General features: G+C 33.9%; 13 protein-coding genes, 1 tRNA gene and 1 pseudogene. 11 read left to right on the forward strand and 4 right to left on the reverse strand.

What is annotated here, in order from left to right; all coding sequences use genetic code 11:
- The first annotated feature begins 24 nt into the window (after positions 1–24).
- From DYH56_RS04115 to DYH56_RS04145, 8 genes and pseudogenes are all read left to right on the forward strand, one after another.
- On the forward strand, positions 25–1,026 hold the full coding sequence (locus DYH56_RS04115; RefSeq protein WP_114641594.1) for an ABC transporter ATP-binding protein: 1,002 nt from the start codon (positions 25–27) through the stop codon (positions 1,024–1,026).
- A pseudogene (locus DYH56_RS04120) lies at positions 1,010–1,977 on the forward strand (ABC transporter ATP-binding protein). Before DYH56_RS04115 ends, DYH56_RS04120 begins: the two are co-directional and overlap by 17 nt.
- Positions 1,978–2,130: 153 nt before the next feature.
- The gene (locus DYH56_RS04125) at positions 2,131–3,750 is read left to right on the forward strand and encodes an ABC transporter substrate-binding protein (protein WP_114641595.1); all 1,620 of its coding nucleotides are present in this window, start codon (positions 2,131–2,133) and stop codon (positions 3,748–3,750) included.
- Between the two features lie 108 nt (positions 3,751–3,858).
- Positions 3,859–4,683: a DUF169 domain-containing protein gene (locus DYH56_RS04130; protein ID WP_199532972.1), complete on the forward strand. Its 825-nt coding sequence runs from the start codon at positions 3,859–3,861 to the stop codon at positions 4,681–4,683.
- Positions 4,684–4,768: 85 nt separating this feature from the next.
- Positions 4,769–5,614, forward strand: a complete 846-nt coding sequence (locus tag DYH56_RS04135) for a YitT family protein (RefSeq protein ID WP_114641596.1) — start codon at positions 4,769–4,771, stop codon at positions 5,612–5,614.
- 423 nt (positions 5,615–6,037) lie between these two features.
- Entirely contained in the window at positions 6,038–6,172 is a 135-nt protein-coding gene (locus DYH56_RS16340) for a hypothetical protein (protein WP_255414671.1), read from the forward strand.
- Positions 6,173–6,662: 490 nt separating this feature from the next.
- Entirely contained in the window at positions 6,663–7,820 is a 1,158-nt protein-coding gene (locus DYH56_RS04140) for an iron-containing alcohol dehydrogenase (RefSeq protein WP_114641597.1), read from the forward strand.
- A gap of 408 nt (positions 7,821–8,228) precedes the next feature.
- Positions 8,229–8,441, forward strand: a complete 213-nt coding sequence (locus DYH56_RS04145) for a hypothetical protein (protein WP_114641598.1) — start codon at positions 8,229–8,231, stop codon at positions 8,439–8,441.
- A 510-nt stretch (positions 8,442–8,951) separates the two neighbouring features.
- Here DYH56_RS04145 and DYH56_RS16435 read toward each other — a convergent pair.
- The 3 genes from DYH56_RS16435 to DYH56_RS04160 form a co-directional block, all read right to left on the reverse strand.
- A complete protein-coding gene (locus DYH56_RS16435) occupies positions 8,952–9,146 on the reverse strand; it encodes a zinc ribbon-containing protein (protein WP_369406328.1) in 195 nt (64 codons plus the stop codon).
- Between the two features lie 168 nt (positions 9,147–9,314).
- The gene (locus DYH56_RS04155) at positions 9,315–10,811 is read right to left on the reverse strand and encodes an HD domain-containing phosphohydrolase (protein ID WP_199532973.1); all 1,497 of its coding nucleotides are present in this window, start codon (positions 10,809–10,811) and stop codon (positions 9,315–9,317) included.
- The gene (locus DYH56_RS04160; protein WP_114641600.1) at positions 10,804–11,778 is read right to left on the reverse strand and encodes an ABC transporter substrate-binding protein; all 975 of its coding nucleotides are present in this window, start codon (positions 11,776–11,778) and stop codon (positions 10,804–10,806) included. Before DYH56_RS04160 ends, DYH56_RS04155 begins: the two co-directional genes overlap by 8 nt.
- Positions 11,779–12,688: 910 nt before the next feature.
- Between DYH56_RS04160 and DYH56_RS04165 the strand changes: the two genes are divergently transcribed.
- The 3 genes from DYH56_RS04165 to DYH56_RS04175 all read left to right on the forward strand — a co-directional run bounded on the left by DYH56_RS04165 (position 12,689) and on the right by DYH56_RS04175 (position 15,944).
- On the forward strand, positions 12,689–13,945 hold the full coding sequence (locus DYH56_RS04165; protein WP_114641601.1) for a dicarboxylate/amino acid:cation symporter: 1,257 nt from the start codon (positions 12,689–12,691) through the stop codon (positions 13,943–13,945).
- A gap of 116 nt (positions 13,946–14,061) precedes the next feature.
- Positions 14,062–15,783 carry an adenine deaminase gene (gene ade / locus DYH56_RS04170; protein WP_114641602.1) on the forward strand — a complete coding sequence of 574 codons (1,722 nt, stop codon included), beginning with the start codon at positions 14,062–14,064 and terminating at the stop codon, positions 15,781–15,783.
- A 75-nt stretch (positions 15,784–15,858) separates the two neighbouring features.
- Positions 15,859–15,944 (forward strand) — tRNA-Leu (locus tag DYH56_RS04175).
- 85 nt (positions 15,945–16,029) lie between these two features.
- Here the strand turns inward: DYH56_RS04175 and DYH56_RS04180 are convergent.
- Entirely contained in the window at positions 16,030–17,445 is a 1,416-nt protein-coding gene (locus DYH56_RS04180) for a recombinase family protein (protein WP_114641603.1), read from the reverse strand.
- Positions 17,446–17,607: the final 162 nt, after the last annotated feature.

Here is a 17,607-nt window from a genome sequence, read left to right on the forward strand (position 1 = left end):
GTTCGTAGAAATGAAGGGAGAAAAATGGACAAGTTATTGGAGATAAAAAATTTGAAAACCTATTTTTATAAAAATCAGGAGGTAATACCTGCAGTAGATGACATCAGTTTTTGTGTGAAAAAAGGAGAAACTGTTGCCATAGTGGGAGAATCAGGAAGCGGAAAGAGTATAACTGCCTTGAGCATATTGGGGTGCATTCCATCTCCTCCAGGAAAGATAGTAGGCGGGGAAATAATATTTGAAGGAAGCAATTTATTTGAAAAATCAAAAAAAGAAATGAGAAACATTAGAGGCAATGAGATATCTATGATATTCCAAGAACCGATGACATCTTTAAATCCAGTATATACAATTGGCAGACAGCTCAGTGAGGTATTTGAGCTTCATCAGGGAATGAAGAGAAAAGAAGGGATTAAAAAAGCAGTTGAATTACTTAGAATAGTCGGTATACCTTCTCCAGAAGAAAGGGCAAAACAATACCCACATCAAATGTCTGGGGGGATGAGGCAGAGGGTCATAATAGCAATGGCTTTGGCCTGCAGACCAAAATTGATAATTGCAGATGAGCCTACAACAGCCTTGGATGTGACTGTACAGGCACAAATTCTTGATCTTATAAAAAATCTGAAAAATGAAATTGGGACTTCTATGCTTTTAATAACTCACGATTTAGGTGTAGTAGCTGAAATGGCAGAAAAAGTTATAGTTATGTATGCAGGGAAGGTGGTGGAGTCGGCAGGGGTAAAAGAGATTTTCAAAGATCCTAAGCATCCCTATACCAAAGGACTTCTTTCATCGATGCCATCCTTAAATGGGGGTAATAAAAGATTAAATACAATAGAGGGAGTTGTCCCAAAACCTACAGAACTTCCCAAAGGATGCCGATTTAGTCCCAGGTGTGAATTTGCAAAAGAAATATGTAAAGATTCAGAACCGCCCCTTTTGAATATGGGAGACCGATCTCTGAGCTGCTGGATGGAAGCACAGGAATATATTGAGGAGGTCAACAATGAATACTCTGCTTAAGGTAGAAAATGTTTCTAAATGTTTTTTAGCCTCGGAAGGATTATTTTTTAAAACAAATAAAAAAGTGAGAGCACTGGATGGTGTGACTTTTGACATAAAAAAAGGTGAAATTCTTGGGATAGTAGGAGAATCCGGATGTGGGAAATCCACTTTAGGAAGGGTTATACTCCGACTTTTAGATGCGGATTCAGGAAAAATTTATTTTGACGGGAAAGAACTTCTATCCCTTTCAAAAACAGAAATGAGAGATATGAGAAGAGATATGCAGGTAGTGTTTCAGGACCCCTTTGCATCTTTGAATCCCAGAATGAAAGTGGGAGAACTCATAGGGGAACCTCTCGGGCTCCACGGGATGAAAGATATTCATGAAATAAACAGGAAGGTAGAAGAGATCACCCAGCTAGTTGGACTAGATAAATATCATCTAAAAAAATATCCCCATGAATTTTCCGGGGGACAGAGACAGAGGATATGTATTGCCAGAGCCTTGATATTAAAACCAAAGTTGGTCATATGTGATGAGGCGGTTTCTGCTTTGGATGTATCTATACAAAGTCAGATAATAAATCTATTGAATGATTTGAAAGATGAACTGGGTCTGACTTATATGTTTATATCTCATGATCTTTCAGTTGTAAAACATATAAGCGACAGGGTAGGCGTTATGTATTTAGGGAAAATAGTAGAGGTTACTTCTACAGAAAATATTTTTAATGAACCCAGGCATCCCTATACCCAAGCCTTAATTTCTGCAATTCCAATTGCCGATCCGGATATAAAGAAAGAATAATATTAAAGGGGGATATGCCCAGCTCTTTAAATATTCCTAAAGGGTGCAGATTTCATATGAGATGTATTCATGCTGAAGAAATATGTAAAAAGATAGAACCGGAATTACAAATAAACAAAAAAGATCATTTCACAGCCTGTCATTTGGCGGATAAATTTTAAAAATTTAATCTAAAGTTTTTACGATCAGTTATAAATTGATATTTCGCGCTTACAAAGCTCATAATAATATTAAGATATAATTCTTATTTAAGGTGTGCACCATGGCGAAAGTTCAGTTACAAATATTAAGAAAAAAATAAATAGGGGGGGAAAATGAAAAACAAAAAAATTAAAACAATTTTAAATTTTGTTTTAACAATTATTATTGCTGCAATTTTTGTGGCATGTTCTACAGAAAAAGACGGGGAAAATGAAAAGCAGGACTCGGTTAAAAACAACAAATTTGGCGGGACCATAGTGGTGGCACAGAAAATGACACCTCCTCATCTTGACAGCGATAAATCTACGGATTGGGCAATATCTTCAATAATGAATCATATTTATGAAGGTCTATTTGAATTTGATGCAAATTTTGAACCTCAGCCTTATCTAGCTGAGAGCTATGAGATCGAAGAAAATGGTAAAGTTTATACAATTAAACTTAGAAGAGGAGTATTATTTCATAATGGAAAGGAGATGACCTCTGAGGATGTAAAATTTTCATTTAACAGATGGTTAAAAAATAATGATGCAGGGAATATGATTGCTCCTTATTTTGACAAACTGGAAATAACTGGCCCCTATGAACTGAAATTTGTTTTTAAGAGAGCTTATGCTCCCTTCATCAGTATTTTAGGATCCCATGTTTCAAATCAAAAACTTGTTATAAGACCAAAGGAACTTATAGAAAAATACGGTGATAATGTAATGAGGGAACACATAGGAACAGGTCCTTATAAATTTATAAAATGGATTCCGGACCAGGAGGTTAGATTAGAAAAATTTGTGGACTATGTGCCCAGTGATAAACCAGTATCAGGTCTTGCTGGTAAGAGGATAGCCTACGCAGATAAAATAATAATAAAATCAGTTTCTGAGCAGGCTACGAGAATTGCCGGGGTTCAAACTGGAGAATTTCAGTTTGCTGAAGAAGTTCCCCAGGATCAATATAAAATACTTGTAGATGATCCCAATGTAGAACCTGTAATAGTTAAACCAGACGGGATGGAAATGCTGATAATAAACTGCGGTATTCCTCCATTTAATAATATATATGCAAGGAGAGCTCTTGTTGCTGCAATAGACATGGAAGAACTTGGAAGGACAATGATAGGGAATGAAAATTTTTGGAGTGTAGACGGGTGTATATATCCTAAAGGAACAGTATGGTATGAAGAAAATTCAGGAGCAGGGGTATATAACAACTATGATCTTCAAAAGGCCAAAGACCTTTTAAAAAAATCCGGTTATGACGGCACACCTATAGTGATAGTCAGCGGACAGGATAATAAAGTTGAAAAATACGGAGCAATAGCCCTAAAAGAGCAGCTTGAAAAGGCAGGATTCAATATTAAAATCGAGCTTTTTGACAGACCTACAGTTGTTGAAAGACGTTCGAAGAAAGAAGGCTGGAATTTGCATCTTTCGTATTTTTATATGACTTGTCCAGATCCTCAGGTTGAAGGAGCATGGACAGGAACAAATGCATGGATCTCAAACTGGGATGACGATGATTCCCGTGCTATGGATAAGATATTTGAGAGGATGATGATAGAAACAGATAAGAAAAAAAGGTTTGAGATAGTCAAAGAATTCTATGATAAAACATGGGAAACACTGCCGTATATAAAAACTGTTGAATACAGCAGAATGCATATTGCAAACAATTCACTCAAAGGATACGCTAATTTCTGTCAGCCGTTCTTTTGGAATACATGGATAAAGAAAAAATAGAGTTTAATTAAAAGGGAACAGCTGATAGAGCAGTTCCCTTAAAATTTGTTTATTTATTGAAAAAGGTCTGTGCAGGGTCTGTTATTTATTAAAGGAGAGTTGGTTTTTGTGGAAAAAAAACAATATATAGATGCAGTAAAAAAAATGAATTGTGTTTTAGATTTAAAAAGAAAGGTAGTGGGAGTCAGGTTTTTGTTTACAGAGAAGGAGTTTGAGGAAACTCAGGCAGAAAAAACAAAAGGGAGGATGCCTTACTGCAAAATGATTAACCGTGCAATGGGTGGTGACAAGATCAAGGTGGATTTTGATAATTTTGGATGTTTTGCTGCAGCCAGAGTTCTTGGGATTGTAGACCTGGATGACTGGTATACTTCGGGACATTACTATGGAAAATGCGGGCTGTACCAGGATATGCCCACAGCAAAGGAAATTACAGATAGTATTTCAAAATGTAATCATAAGTGCTATGGTATAGAAATCATGCCCCTGGAGGAGTTTAATATGGAACCACATGTAGTAATTATTGCTACAAATACATTTAATACAATGAGACTTATTCAGGGGCATGCCTATAAATATGGAACCCATACAGGATATAAGTTTATAGGTGGTCAGGCCATGTGTGCCGAATGTACAGCACATCCATATGCTACAAACGATATTAATATTTCCCTCCTCTGTGTAGGAACCCGTAGAAGCGGTTTTAATGAAGATGAGATAGGAATTGGAATACCTCTGAGAAAATTCTTGGAAATGGTGGATGGGCTATGTAAGACAGTTACACCAACGGAACCTAATATAAGAAAAAAAGTGATAGAAGAAAAACTGAATGCTCACGGAGTCTCCGATGTTGAAATAATATATAATAAAAATTATGGAGATAATATGCACAAGCATGATTTTGCATATTTCAAAAAAAGAGATGAACAATAAAATGTCTATTCGTAGTCACAATTAAAAATAAGAATATAAAGATTAAATTTAAAGTGTAAGAGTTTAGCACGAAGGGAAGGGAAGTATGAAAAATATTGTAAAGGAATTAGGAATTTTAATTTTAGCTGCATTTTTACTTGCAGCAGGGGTATATTATTTCTTAGCTCCAAATGAAATAGCAGCAGGAGGGACTACAGGAATAGCCATAATAATAATGAATTATTTTCCAAATGTAAACATAGGTTTTTTAATGATGGCTATGGATATAGTACTATATATAGTAGGGTTTTTTATAATAGGTCCTGTATTTGGAATTAAAACTGTATTTTGTAGTTTTACAACTTCGTTTTTTATATCCATGATGCAGATATATTTTCCAATATCAGCACCTATGAGTCATGATATATTGATTCAGCTTATATTTGGAATATTGATGTGTGGGGCCGGTATGGCATTAGCCTTTTCCCATGAGGCATCTACAGGGGGTCTGGATATAGCAGTAAAGATAATAAATAAGTATTTTAAAATAAAAATTGGCCATGCTGTTTTTTTAGTAGATATGTTTATAATCTTAGCTGCCATAAAAACTTTTGGGGTTGAAAAAGGGATGTATGCAATGCTTGGAGTATCTATGCTTTGTATGAGTATAAACCTAATTATGGAAAAATTTAACCTTTATCAGCAGGTGATAATAAGCAGTGAGAAAATTAAGGAAATTAGAAGTTATATAATAAATATATTTGGAGGTAAAATTTCGATATATTATGCAAAAGATGGATCTTCTGACTGCGATAATGCCATAATAATGACTGTTCTAAAAAAAAGAGAATTTTTTGAACTAAAAAAATATGTAGATTCTATAGATGAAAATTCATTTATAACTGCTCATGATATAAATGAAATCCATGGAAATGCTTATATAACAAAGTAAAAATTGTTAAAATAAAAAAATAAAGTAGATTTGTTCAAGCAAGTACAGTATTTAATATAAAAGAATTATATGTGTTATTGAACTTCGATGATTAAAATGAATGCAGCCTTAGAAACGATTTCAAGGATAAATAATTCTTTAAAAAGTTGATTCTCTTTTCTCAGACAAAATGTTTCATTAAACTATTTAATAGGGGATTTTAAAACTAAACTTAATTAGACTGAAAATTATTAAGTATGTGATTAAAATATCAATAAATAAGGTTTCAACCGGCCTTCAATATGGATTTATACAATGAATAAATAACTTCTATTTTGTATATTTTTTGTATTTAAATTTTAACTAGATTATATGGTATAACTTCATTGTGATAAATTAAATACAGATGTATTTTATTATTTTTAAGAAAGATGGAGGAAAAAAATGAAAGAAGCAATCAAAGAATTTAAGGGTGAATTTGGAAAGTTAAAGGGAAAAACCAAGGCTGTAATTATAGGGTTTTTCCTGACAATGATTTTTACCGGGTTAACTAATTTATCTTTTCGTTTATATGTATAATAATAATTATTTAATTTAAAATTGGAGATTTTAGATCAATAAAATTAAGGTTAAGAGAGGAATATTCCTCCCTTAATCTTTTTTTACGTTTAGAATTTTTATGATTGAAGATCTTTAAAATAAAAAAAATTAAGATTAAAATTATAGAATTTTTCTGGGAATGTTCTTTATATCTTCAGTGGATTTATTTATGTGTAACCAGATTACCGGGAATTAAAAAAAATCATTTTTCTTTAAATAATGAGGAGGGCATTTTTATTTATATTATATATAAATTTTCGGCCGGATGGTCATTGAGATACCTTGAAATGAGCTTAATTTCATCTTTTTTAAGCTAAGCCTAATTTAATTTTTAAAAAACGATTGTTATTTTTGTAACAAAGTGTAAATTGTGGTATATTAAATTATAGAGATGAAATATTAAATTGTTCTTAAAAAAACGATGGAGAATAATGGTTTATTTAATTTTATTAAAAGGAGATGGTTAGTTATGGATTTAAAATGGTTTAGAGTTCCAAAAGACATTGTATTTGGAGAGGGAACACTAAAATATTTATCGGCTATTGAGGGGAAAAAAGCTGTACTGGTAACTGGTGGTAATTCTATGAAAAGATTTGGTTTCTTAAACCAAGCCAGAGAAGAACTTGAAAAAGCAGGAATGGAAGTAATGATAATAGATGGTGTAGAGCCAAATCCATCTGTAAATACTGTTGTTGACGGTGGAAGGAAGATGGCTGAATTTAATCCTGACTGGATCATAGCAATCGGCGGAGGATCTGCATTAGATGCTGCTAAGATCATGTGGGTATACTATGAAAATCCGGAAACTAAATTTGAAGATCTAGTGGCCGGAAAATTCCCAACATTAAGAAAAAAAGCTAAATTTATAGCTATTCCTTCTACAAGCGGAACAGCTTCAGAGATAACTGCATTTTCTGTAATAACAGATACTGTAAATAAAATTAAATATCCATTGGTATCCTATGAGATCACACCGGATATTGCAATTTTAGACCCGGTTATTCCTTCTAAAACTCCGGCTCATATCACTGCTAATACAGGAATGGATGTAATGACCCATGCTATTGAATCATATACTTCTACTGCTGCTACCTGTTACACAAAACCACTATCGATGGAATCAATTAAGATGGTTTTCGAAAGCCTTACATCTGCCTATAGCGATGGAGATGATATAAAGGCAAGAGAGGATATGCATAATGCATCTACGCTTTCAGGAATGGCTTTTACAAGTGCTTCTTTAGGAATAGTGCATAGTATGGCACATAAGATTGGAGGAGAATTAGGAATAACTCACGGCCTTGCAAATGCAGTATTATTGCCATATGTTATAGAATATAACAGAAAATCTACAGATGGTTTTGATGAGATAGAAAAAACCCTTGGAGTAGATGACATTGTGACTACTGTCAAAGAATTGAATCAAAGAGTAGGAATCCCTCTATCTTTAAAAGAGATAGATGAGGTTGAGGTTTCAGAAGAAAATTTTAAAAATGTTCTGGAAAGAATGAGTATAAATGCATTCAATGATCCTTGTACTCTGACAAACCCAAGAAATACATCTGCAGAAGATATTAAAGAAATTTTTCTGGCAGCATATTATGGAACAACAGCTAAAAATATATAGAAGAAATTAAAAAAATATTTCCTGGATTATCAAATCAAATGCAACCTTTAAAAAAACACCCCACGAAGTATTTTGGGGTGTTTTTCAGTTTAGACGTTTTCTCGGTCTATTATTAAGTGCCTTTACAGCTCCCCTTACTTTATCATACCTTTCATTAGTCCTATATTTTTGCATCGAGTATCATAACTTATTTCCATATGTAATTTTATTTTTTTTTAGTGAAGGAAAAGATTAGTGTTCACAGTATAGTATAATTACAATTTAGTGATTACTTGATAATGTTGTGTATGTTGTTAAAATTTAATAGTTTTACTAAGAAAATCTTAATAGTGCAGTTCAAGAATATCTTACAGGGTATTTTTAAAAATCTTGAATCGCACCATTGAGAATTTAAAGGAGGGGTAAAGGATGTTAGATTTGAGTAAATTATTGGGGTTTGACAAGGTAAATATCAAAACCAGTATTCAAAACTGTGTCAAAGAATACGGTATCGAGTATGAAGGCGTAAGAATTGTTTCTGCAAAGGAAGGGTTTATTGTTTTGGAAACTCCGGAAAAAAATAAAATTATTCTCGCGACAAATTCAATTCAATACGTGGAAGAATTTACTCTAGGTTATTAAAAAAAAGGGCTTAAATGCCCTTTTTTTTATTGTCTAGGAAATTGTACCCACAAGGGGCGTCACCAAAACACTACCAGCAGGTGGCATCACCAAGATTTCTAAAGATTATTACATAATCTAAGAACCTTGAGATATTAGTTTACTATATAAACATAGAATTTTGAGATAAAAATTATAAAATCCTAGATTATGCCTATCTGGATGCAACGTCACGTTGCTTTTTTATATATAGTCATAGATTCTCTCCTTACCTATTTAATTTAATTAATACCAATAAAAAACTTAATTAAAGTTGACAACATTTAAGTTGAGTTTATCTCTAAATAATTATAAAATGTACGTGTAATGAGTACGGCAGTACTAAATTTATGTCACTCTCTCCCAAAGAGCACTCATTACAACTATTGTATTAAGAAGGCTCTTGAATAATTTTTTTAGAGCCTTTTTATATACTCATAGAAATATTGCAGCAGTGGAGAGGTAAATAAAAAAGATGGTTAGCTCACCCTTTTAAATTACTTCATTATAGAAAGTAGCATTACAATCTGGACATCTTGGTAGTCGGTCACTATTACTCTTCAGTATTATTTCTGAATAGCACATAGTACAAATATAAGTTCCTTCACCTGGCTTTTCATCTTTTGCGTACATAGGATCCCGCCCCTCCTCTAAAAAAAATTTTAAAGACTTTAAGTCTTGAATTATTTAACCTATAGAATTATACAATAAAAAACTTATAAAATCACTAAAAATTACTAAAAAATTGGATAAAGAAGATGAAACCTATTTCCTTTTGATATTATGATTCAAACAAATTGCTGTATAATCCAAGCAACTGAGCCTCTTCAATTATATGACCCTCCATAGCTTTCTCTAGCTGTTTCTTTCAGGAAATCTTAAAAATATTTCTTTAAACTTATGGTTCAATTCTTTAAAACTTTCCAGTACACAGGGATCAAAATGCTCCGGCATGGTCCTCCCATCTCCCGCTGTAATAATTTTCACAGCTTCTTCATGGGTAAATGCCTCTTTATAATGCCTCTTGCTCATCAAAGCATCATAGACATCGGCCATGGCCATGAGCCTTGCGCAAATAGGAATTTTTTCTCCGGCTAGTCCTTCTGGGTAGCCCGAACCATCCCATTTTTCATGATGAGAATAAGCTATCTCCTTTGCAAAACGCAAAAAAGAGTTGGTTCCCATGGTTTTTTCTGCCTTTAAGATGGAATCTCTCCCATAAATCACATGTTTTTTCATCTCTTCAAATTCATCTTTTGTTAATTTCCCTTTTTTTCTCAGGATCCTGTCCGGAATCCCAACCTTACCTATGTCATGCAGCTGGGCTGAATTGACAATTAATTCGATATTTGTTTCATTGAGATAACTGGAAAACCTGGGATGATCTTTGAGGTGTTCTGCCAGGATTCTTACGTAGTTTTTTGTACGATAAACATGCATCCCGGTCTCGTTGTCTCTGGTTTCAGCTAAAACAGCCAGACTCTTGATGGTAACCTCCTGGGTCTGCACCAATTCTTTTGTACGTTCATCTACCTTTTGCTCCAGAACTCCATTCTGTTCTTCTAATTTAGATTTAACCTGTTTCAGTTCCATATCCCTTGCATTGATTCGTTTAATCATAGAATTAAAATTTTGGATCAGGTAGCTGAACTCTTCATGGGAGTTATGTATGATTTCATGTTTATAATCACCGTCGGAGACTTCATTTACCGCATTGGATAATTTGGTGATAGGTAAAAATATTTTATATACCAATAAAAGTAAGATCCCCAGAAGCAATAAAGTTCCACTGACAATATACTTTTTAATAAACAAATCCTGGTATTTCAAGAGAATCCCCTCAAAGGAGCTAGTGTTTGCCTGTACAAAAACAACACCCATTATATCATTTTTGTTTGCCTTACTGTAGGCCGTCCCTTTGATGGGGACTGCAACCTCGAGTTTTTTCTCCTTAAGATTCGAATTAATATTCTGCAGCCTATTCTCTCTGATAACCTTATCTACAATTTCTATTTTTATTTTTTTATTTATTTCCCCCTTGTCATTGGAAGAAATGATCTTATTATGGAGGTCGTATACACGTATTATTTTTATAAAAGAATATGCTCCGATTTTTTCAACCATCCTCTGTATGGAGTTGAGATCCCCTTTATCTAAAAGAATTGAAATTCCGAAATCCAAACCGGACAAGGTGGAGGAAACCTGGTCTTTGACTTGTTTTTCAAAATAATTATGAAAAATGTTTTCGGTCAGAGAAAAAGTTAAAAAAATATTTACCATTACTGCTGCTACTATTCCGGCAACAATTTTAAAATATAGTTTCATAAAGGATTTATTCCATTTCTTAATCATCTACACCGCCTGCCTCTTGAGCTACTGGGTTCCCATCAAAGAGTTTATCCGTATCAACATCCTTTGAAATTAACTTATGCTCAACAAGAAATACTTCAATTTCTTTTAATTCATCCCTGAATTTTTCCGAAGAAAAAATATTTTTATTTTCTTCCAGAGTAAAAAAATTAAAACTTTCGTAGAAACTTTTAAATTCATCATATGTCACCCCTTCCTTGGAAGCCATCAACTGATAAGCTTCTTGAGGGTTGTCTTTTACAAACTGCTGTGCCCTGTACCAGGCGCGGATAATGTTGGCATAGTCCTTTTTCCTGCTTTGCAAAACCTTGTCCCTGGCTACCAAGGTATCGGTATAATTTAAGGTGTCGGAAGTGGTAACCATTATTTTGCCGTCTCCCTCATCAGCTGCCCGGCTCAGAAAAGGTTCGTAGGTAAAGGTGGCATCGACCTCACCGGAGATAAATTTTCTCATCCCTTCTTCTGAACTCACAGAAATTATTGTAACATCTGTGTCCTCCAACCCTCCTTTTTTTAAAACTTTATGCAGTAAAAATTGTTCATCGGTTCCTACTTCCACCGCTATCTTCTTCCCATTCAGTTCTTGAATGTCCTCGATGTAATCTTTAACTACCAAACCATCTGCCCCGTAGGTTGTATTTGCAGAAAGGATTATCTTGGCCGCTTCTCCCCTGGAATCATAGTATACAGCATTAAAATAAGAGGAGTGCATCAAATCAATATTCCCAACATAAAGGGAGTCCATATTGTCCGACCATGTGGAAAATCTCACTATTTCCACAGGTGTATCACCGAAATACCCTTTTTCCTGGGCTATATACCACAACTCACAGGGAGGCCAGCCATTAACCCCTATTTTAATGGGTTCCTTATAGGAACTACATGCTGTGAGTAAAATCAGGATTACTGCTAAAAATAAATTTATAATTCTGCTGTTCTTAGCTCTCATATTCTCCTCCTCTGTAATTAAATAATGATCTTAGATAAAAAAGTATAATTTTATATCCGATCCCTTCTATGGAACTAAAATAATGACTACAGACTAAAATATTAAAAAGCCATTAATCTTAAACATAAAAGCATTAAATTTTAATTAAAAGGAATACGAATTATGAAACTATCCCTAGTTTACAACATAAGAGGGTAATTTCCTACAATTTAACTCAAATTACTATCTTAGTAAGATATTTAATTCTTCATCACAAAGAAATGAGATAAAGTTTTGAATAATCTGAGAAAATCTATGAAATCTGTAAAAAAAAATCTAAGAACCTCAGTGTACTCCGAGTCTCTGCGTTGAAAGGTTTTACTGGTTAAAATTGGCGATAAAAATAGGTTCTAAGGGTTCCGCCCTTAACTGGGGTCATTTTTCTCTTGAAAGAAAAACGAACCAAAAAGTTCAAGAAGTTTATAATTGTCTTATCGGGCAAGTGCCAGTGATTCTCATTTCTTAGTGGGATGCCTGACGGGCATGGTGGGTAGGACGAAACTCGCAGGGTGTTTACTGGGAAGTAGGACGACTATAAACTTCAAAAGAAGAAATCCTTTGTGTAACTCTTTATCTCTTTTCTTAGTGATGAAGGGTTGAAGTTTTCTAAGATTAAATACTCAGAGAAAATCTGTGTAATCTGCGACAAAGAAAAGTTCTAAAGTTAGATCCTTCATTACCTTTACTTTGTTACTCCCTCCTAAAGAAATCTTAAAGATTATAATACAATAGTATTATTTATAGTTTTTTCGTATAAATATAATATTATTTAGATATTTTTATTAATCCTTATTTTTTAGTATAATCATACTGTATTAAAGTTTGATAAGAATTAACATTATCATGTATATTATAGTAGGAGTGTGAAAGTATGAAAAAAATGACATTAACAACTAAGATCTTAGTTAGTTTAGCAGGTGGGATAATAGTTGGACTGCTGCTGTTTCCCCTAAAGAATATACCCTTTGTAGAGCACTATATAATCGGATTTTTCCTGAAATTAGGCGGATCTGTATTTATAAAATCAATTAAAATGCTGGTGGTTCCTCTGGTTTTTATTTCCTTAACAGTGGGAAGTTCTGCTATAGGCGACACCAAAAAACTCGGAAGGATTGGAATAAAAACTTTAAGTTTTTATTTGTTTACAACAGCTGTTGCAATAACAATAGCCCTTGTCTTGGCCAACATAATAGACCCGGGAAACGGTTTAGTCATTGAAAGTATCAGTAAAACCAGCACAGTTGTCAGCGACTCTAAATCTTTTGTGGATGTCCTTATTGATATCGTTCCATCCAACCCCATCTCAGCCATGGCCAAGGGGAATATGTTACAGGTAATATTTTTTGCCCTCCTTACAGGTATGGGACTGACTATCCTGGGAGATAAAGTCAGCAAGATAAAAGATCTATTTGACCAGTCCAATGATCTGATTTTAGAGCTGGTAAACCTTATCATGCAGCTGGCTCCCATTGGTGTCTTCTGTCTTATTGCTACAACATTTTCCACATTGGGATATCAGGCTATGGTTCCACTATTTAAATATATAATGACTACACTTTTGGCACTGTTAATCCATGTTTTAGTCACATATCAGGGTCTTTTATACCTGGCAGCTAAAATAAACCCCATTGTATTTATAAAAAAATTCATCCCTGCTATCTCTGTGGCATTTTCTACATCCAGCAGCGGAGCTACAATCCCTGTTAATTTAGAGATTCTCAGAGAAAAATTTGGTGTTTCAAAGTCTACAAGTTCGTTTACTATACCACTGGGAGCATCTATAAATATGGATGGAACCTCTATTATGCAGGGGGTCGCTGTGGTCTTTATAGCTTCTGCCTATGGAATCCAATTAAATATGGGGGATTACATGATGGTTATTTTAACTGCCACCCTGGCATCTATCGGCACAGCAGGTGTCCCGGGAGCCGGCCCTATCATGCTTTCAATGGTTCTTACCCAGGTGGGATTGCCCATTGAGGGAATAGCTCTTATCATGGGGGTAGACAGGATAATAGATATGAACAGGACTGCTGTAAATATAACCGGAGACGCTGTCTGTACCCTGATTATAGCTAAAAGTGAGGGGGAAGATATAAGTGGAGAAGTTAAAGCAGAATTAATTTAAAGGAAATTTCATAAAAAAAGCCAATTTATTGAGTAGAACCTTACTTTAAACTGGCTTTTTTTATTATGCCTATCGGGATCCAACGTCACGTTGCTTTTTTATTGGAGGAGATTATTATGAATAACTTAGCTGAATTTATAGATGTTTTGACCCGGAGAAAAAAATCGGACCTGGTTTTTAAAAACGCAAAAATTATAAATGTATTCAGTCATGAAATTATAGAGGGAAACTTGGCTGTCCATGGAGACCGGATCGTAGGAGTCGGTGATTTTTCCGGGATTTTTGAAATCGATCTTTGTGGTGCTTATATTTCCCCCGGTCTCATGGATGCCCATGTTCACATTGAATCTTCCATGCTGACCCCTGAAAATATGGCAAATTTAGTTCTTCCCAGAGGTACTACCACTATCATCGCCGATCCCCATGAGATAGCCAACGTGTCGGGGAGGAGAGGGGTCGACTATATTCTGAAAGCCACTGAAGATATCCCGCTAAATGTCTTTATCAACCTCCCATCCTGTGTCCCTGCTACGACCTTTGAATCTTCCGGGGCTGTTTTAGGGGCAGATGATCTGAAGGAGTTTATCCACCATAAAAGGGTTCTGGGTCTGGCAGAATTTATGAACTTTCCCGGAATTATAAAAAAAGATCCTGAAGTTTTAAAAAAATTGGATCTGGCTCATAGGAACAATAAAATTATCGACGGCCATGCTCCTAATATGGATAGCAATGATATCCGTACCTATGCAGGGGTAGGAATATCCACAGATCATGAATCTGAAACCTACGATGAATTATTAAATAAAATAAGAAATGGAATCTATGTGCTGATCAGAGAAGGGTCGGGGGCTAAAAATTTAGAAACCTTAGCCAGAGGTGTATCCAATAATCTTCTTCTTACAAGGTGGTGCTGTCTGTGTACAGATGATTCCCACCCCGAAACCCTTATCAGAGAGGGACATATAGACCACCTCCTGAAAAAATTAGTGAGGTTAGATATAGATCCTATTACTGCTGTCCAAATGGCAACCATAAATACTGCCAAATGCTATGACTTGGATAAATTAGGAGCTATTGCCCCCGGATATAAAGCAGATTTAGTTATTTTTCAGGACCTCATTGATTTCAAGGTGTTAAAAACCTATAAAGACGGCAGGGAGGTCTATGATGGTAAACATAAGGTAGAGGTTCAAAATACCTATATGGATAAAAAATTACTTTCCAGTGTAAATATAGACATAAATAAAAAAGACCTAAAAATATTTTTGAAGAATGGAAGGGTAAATATGATCGAACTTATCCCCGGGAGTTTACTTACAAAAAAAACTGTCTCTCGGGTAATTTTAGAAGAGGGGGAGTTTAAAACAGCAAATAATTTGGGAGTTTTAAAATTGTTTGTAATTGAACGTCATCATGGGACAGGAAACATAGGAAAGGGTCTCGTTACAAATTTTGGTGATTTCAAAGGAGCTATAGGTTCTACAATCTCCCATGATTCCCATAATCTAGTGGTTATAGGAGATTCAGATGAAGATATCTTTCTCGCCATTGAGGAAATAAAAAAAATGAAGGGAGGACTCTGCCTGATTCATGATAAAAAAATCATATCTTCCATCCCCCTTGAGATAGGGGGAATTATGACGCAACTTTCTGGTGAAAAGGTAGCATTAAAAGTAAAAGAATTATTAGATTCAGCCTATAAATATGGAGTAAATACAAAATTAGACCCATTAATAAACCTAGCTTTTTTAGCCCTCCCGGTTATCCCAGAAATAAAATTAACTGATCGCGGTTTATTTGATTTTAAATCTTTCACCCATATATCTTTAGAGTTATAAGTGTGGAAAGTTACAACTTTATTGAAAAAAGGCTTGCTTTTCTCTGGGACTTCTAGTATAATTATTTTTGTAGATGCCTGAGTGATGGAATGGTAGACATAGGGGACTCAAAATCCCCCGGGCGTATGCCCTTAAGGGTTCAAGTCCCTTCTCAGGTACCATATAACCCCTCTACGTTTAGAGGACTAATACAAAAATTAATTGAATAACAATAAAAAAAGAAGTATTAATTATAATACTTCTTTTTTAGTATTCTAAAATTATATCATATTCAAAATCTTTTCTATTATTTATATCTTTTATCACTATCTCTTTTATGATCATTCTTAAAAGTTCTCGCAGATCTATTAGTTCATAATTTTTATAGTTGTTTGAAACTTCTACCAATATCTCAAAATTTTCATCTGATCCATCTTCTTTCTTTTTTATTGTTTCTTCTAGGTTAGATATTTCTTCTGTTACAACTTCTAAATCTTTACCTATTTTTTCTCTATTTTTAGTAAATTCAGATTCATCTATCAACTCTTTCAAAAGTAGTGTAAGCAGCCTATCCTTTTCTTTTAATATGCTAATCTTTCTATTTTTGTATACTTCTAAACTTTTTACTAACTCTACATTGTCTATAGATATATCATTTATTTCTCTTAATTGCTCAAATTCTTTCAATCTTTCAAATATCTGTTCCTCTATTAGATCTGCATCAACTTTCTTTTTACAATTGTCACATTGATAACTCCTATATAATCTATCATATTTTTTTACATAGTTTCCATTCCCATACATCTTTTTCATACAGCTGCACTTGATTAACCCTCCTAATATAAAATTAGATTTTTTTATGTTTTTTTTATTTAAAGCCCGATTACCTTTGATATATAGTTGTACCTTATCGAACATCTCTTTATTTATAATAGCTTCTTGGCTACCTTCTACTAATATATATTCTCCTGTTCTCTGCTTTTTCTTGTTGTGCAGATTATTTTTTCTAACACCAAATCTATACTTTCCTATATAAAAAGGATTAGTTAAGATCCATCTCATACTTTCTACGGGTTTCCCAAATAAATCAGCCGTTTTTTTAAGAGATTGATTTCCTATAAAAGTAGTAAAGAAATTTTTTACCTGCCTTGCTCCTACTTCATCTATAATAATATTTTTTTCTTCATCCCTTTTATATCCTATGGGAAGCTGTCCTGCCATCCAATGACCTTTTTTAGCCCTCTCATATGCACTAGATTTTACTCTAGATGATATTTGCTCTCTCTCATATTGAGCTAATCCAGCATTTATTGTAAAAAATAACCTCCCTGTGGAAGTTGTAGTATTTAAATCTGGTTGAGAGATCGAAACAAAATCTACATTTTTTTCTATAATATTTGAAATAAATGAAATCATTGTATTACTTTTTCTCGATATTCTAGAGGTTTCATAAACTAATAATATATCAATTTTTCCATTATCTATATCTCTTTGTAACTCCTTAAAGCTTTCTCTTTCATCGTCTCCTCCACTTCCAACATCTTCATAAATTTTATGAAGGTGATAGTCGTGAAGTTCACAATAAGATTCTATCTTTGATATTTGAGTCTTTAAGGAATCATTTTCTTCCTGCATACTAGTAGAAACCCTCACATAGGCTCCTACATTTTTTTTACTTTTCATCTTTCTTCCTCATTTTTTTTACTTTTCATCTTTCTTCCTCATTTTTTTTAATAATTTTACTATATTAACTTTTCTTTCATTACTCATAAATAATCTCCTCCATTTTCTACATTAATTCATTCATAGAATTTATTCACTTTTTTCTTCATAAGGGGCTTATAT

This window comes from Psychrilyobacter piezotolerans (assembly GCF_003391055.1).
GTDB classification, from domain to species: Bacteria; Fusobacteriota; Fusobacteriia; order Fusobacteriales; family Fusobacteriaceae; genus Psychrilyobacter; species Psychrilyobacter piezotolerans.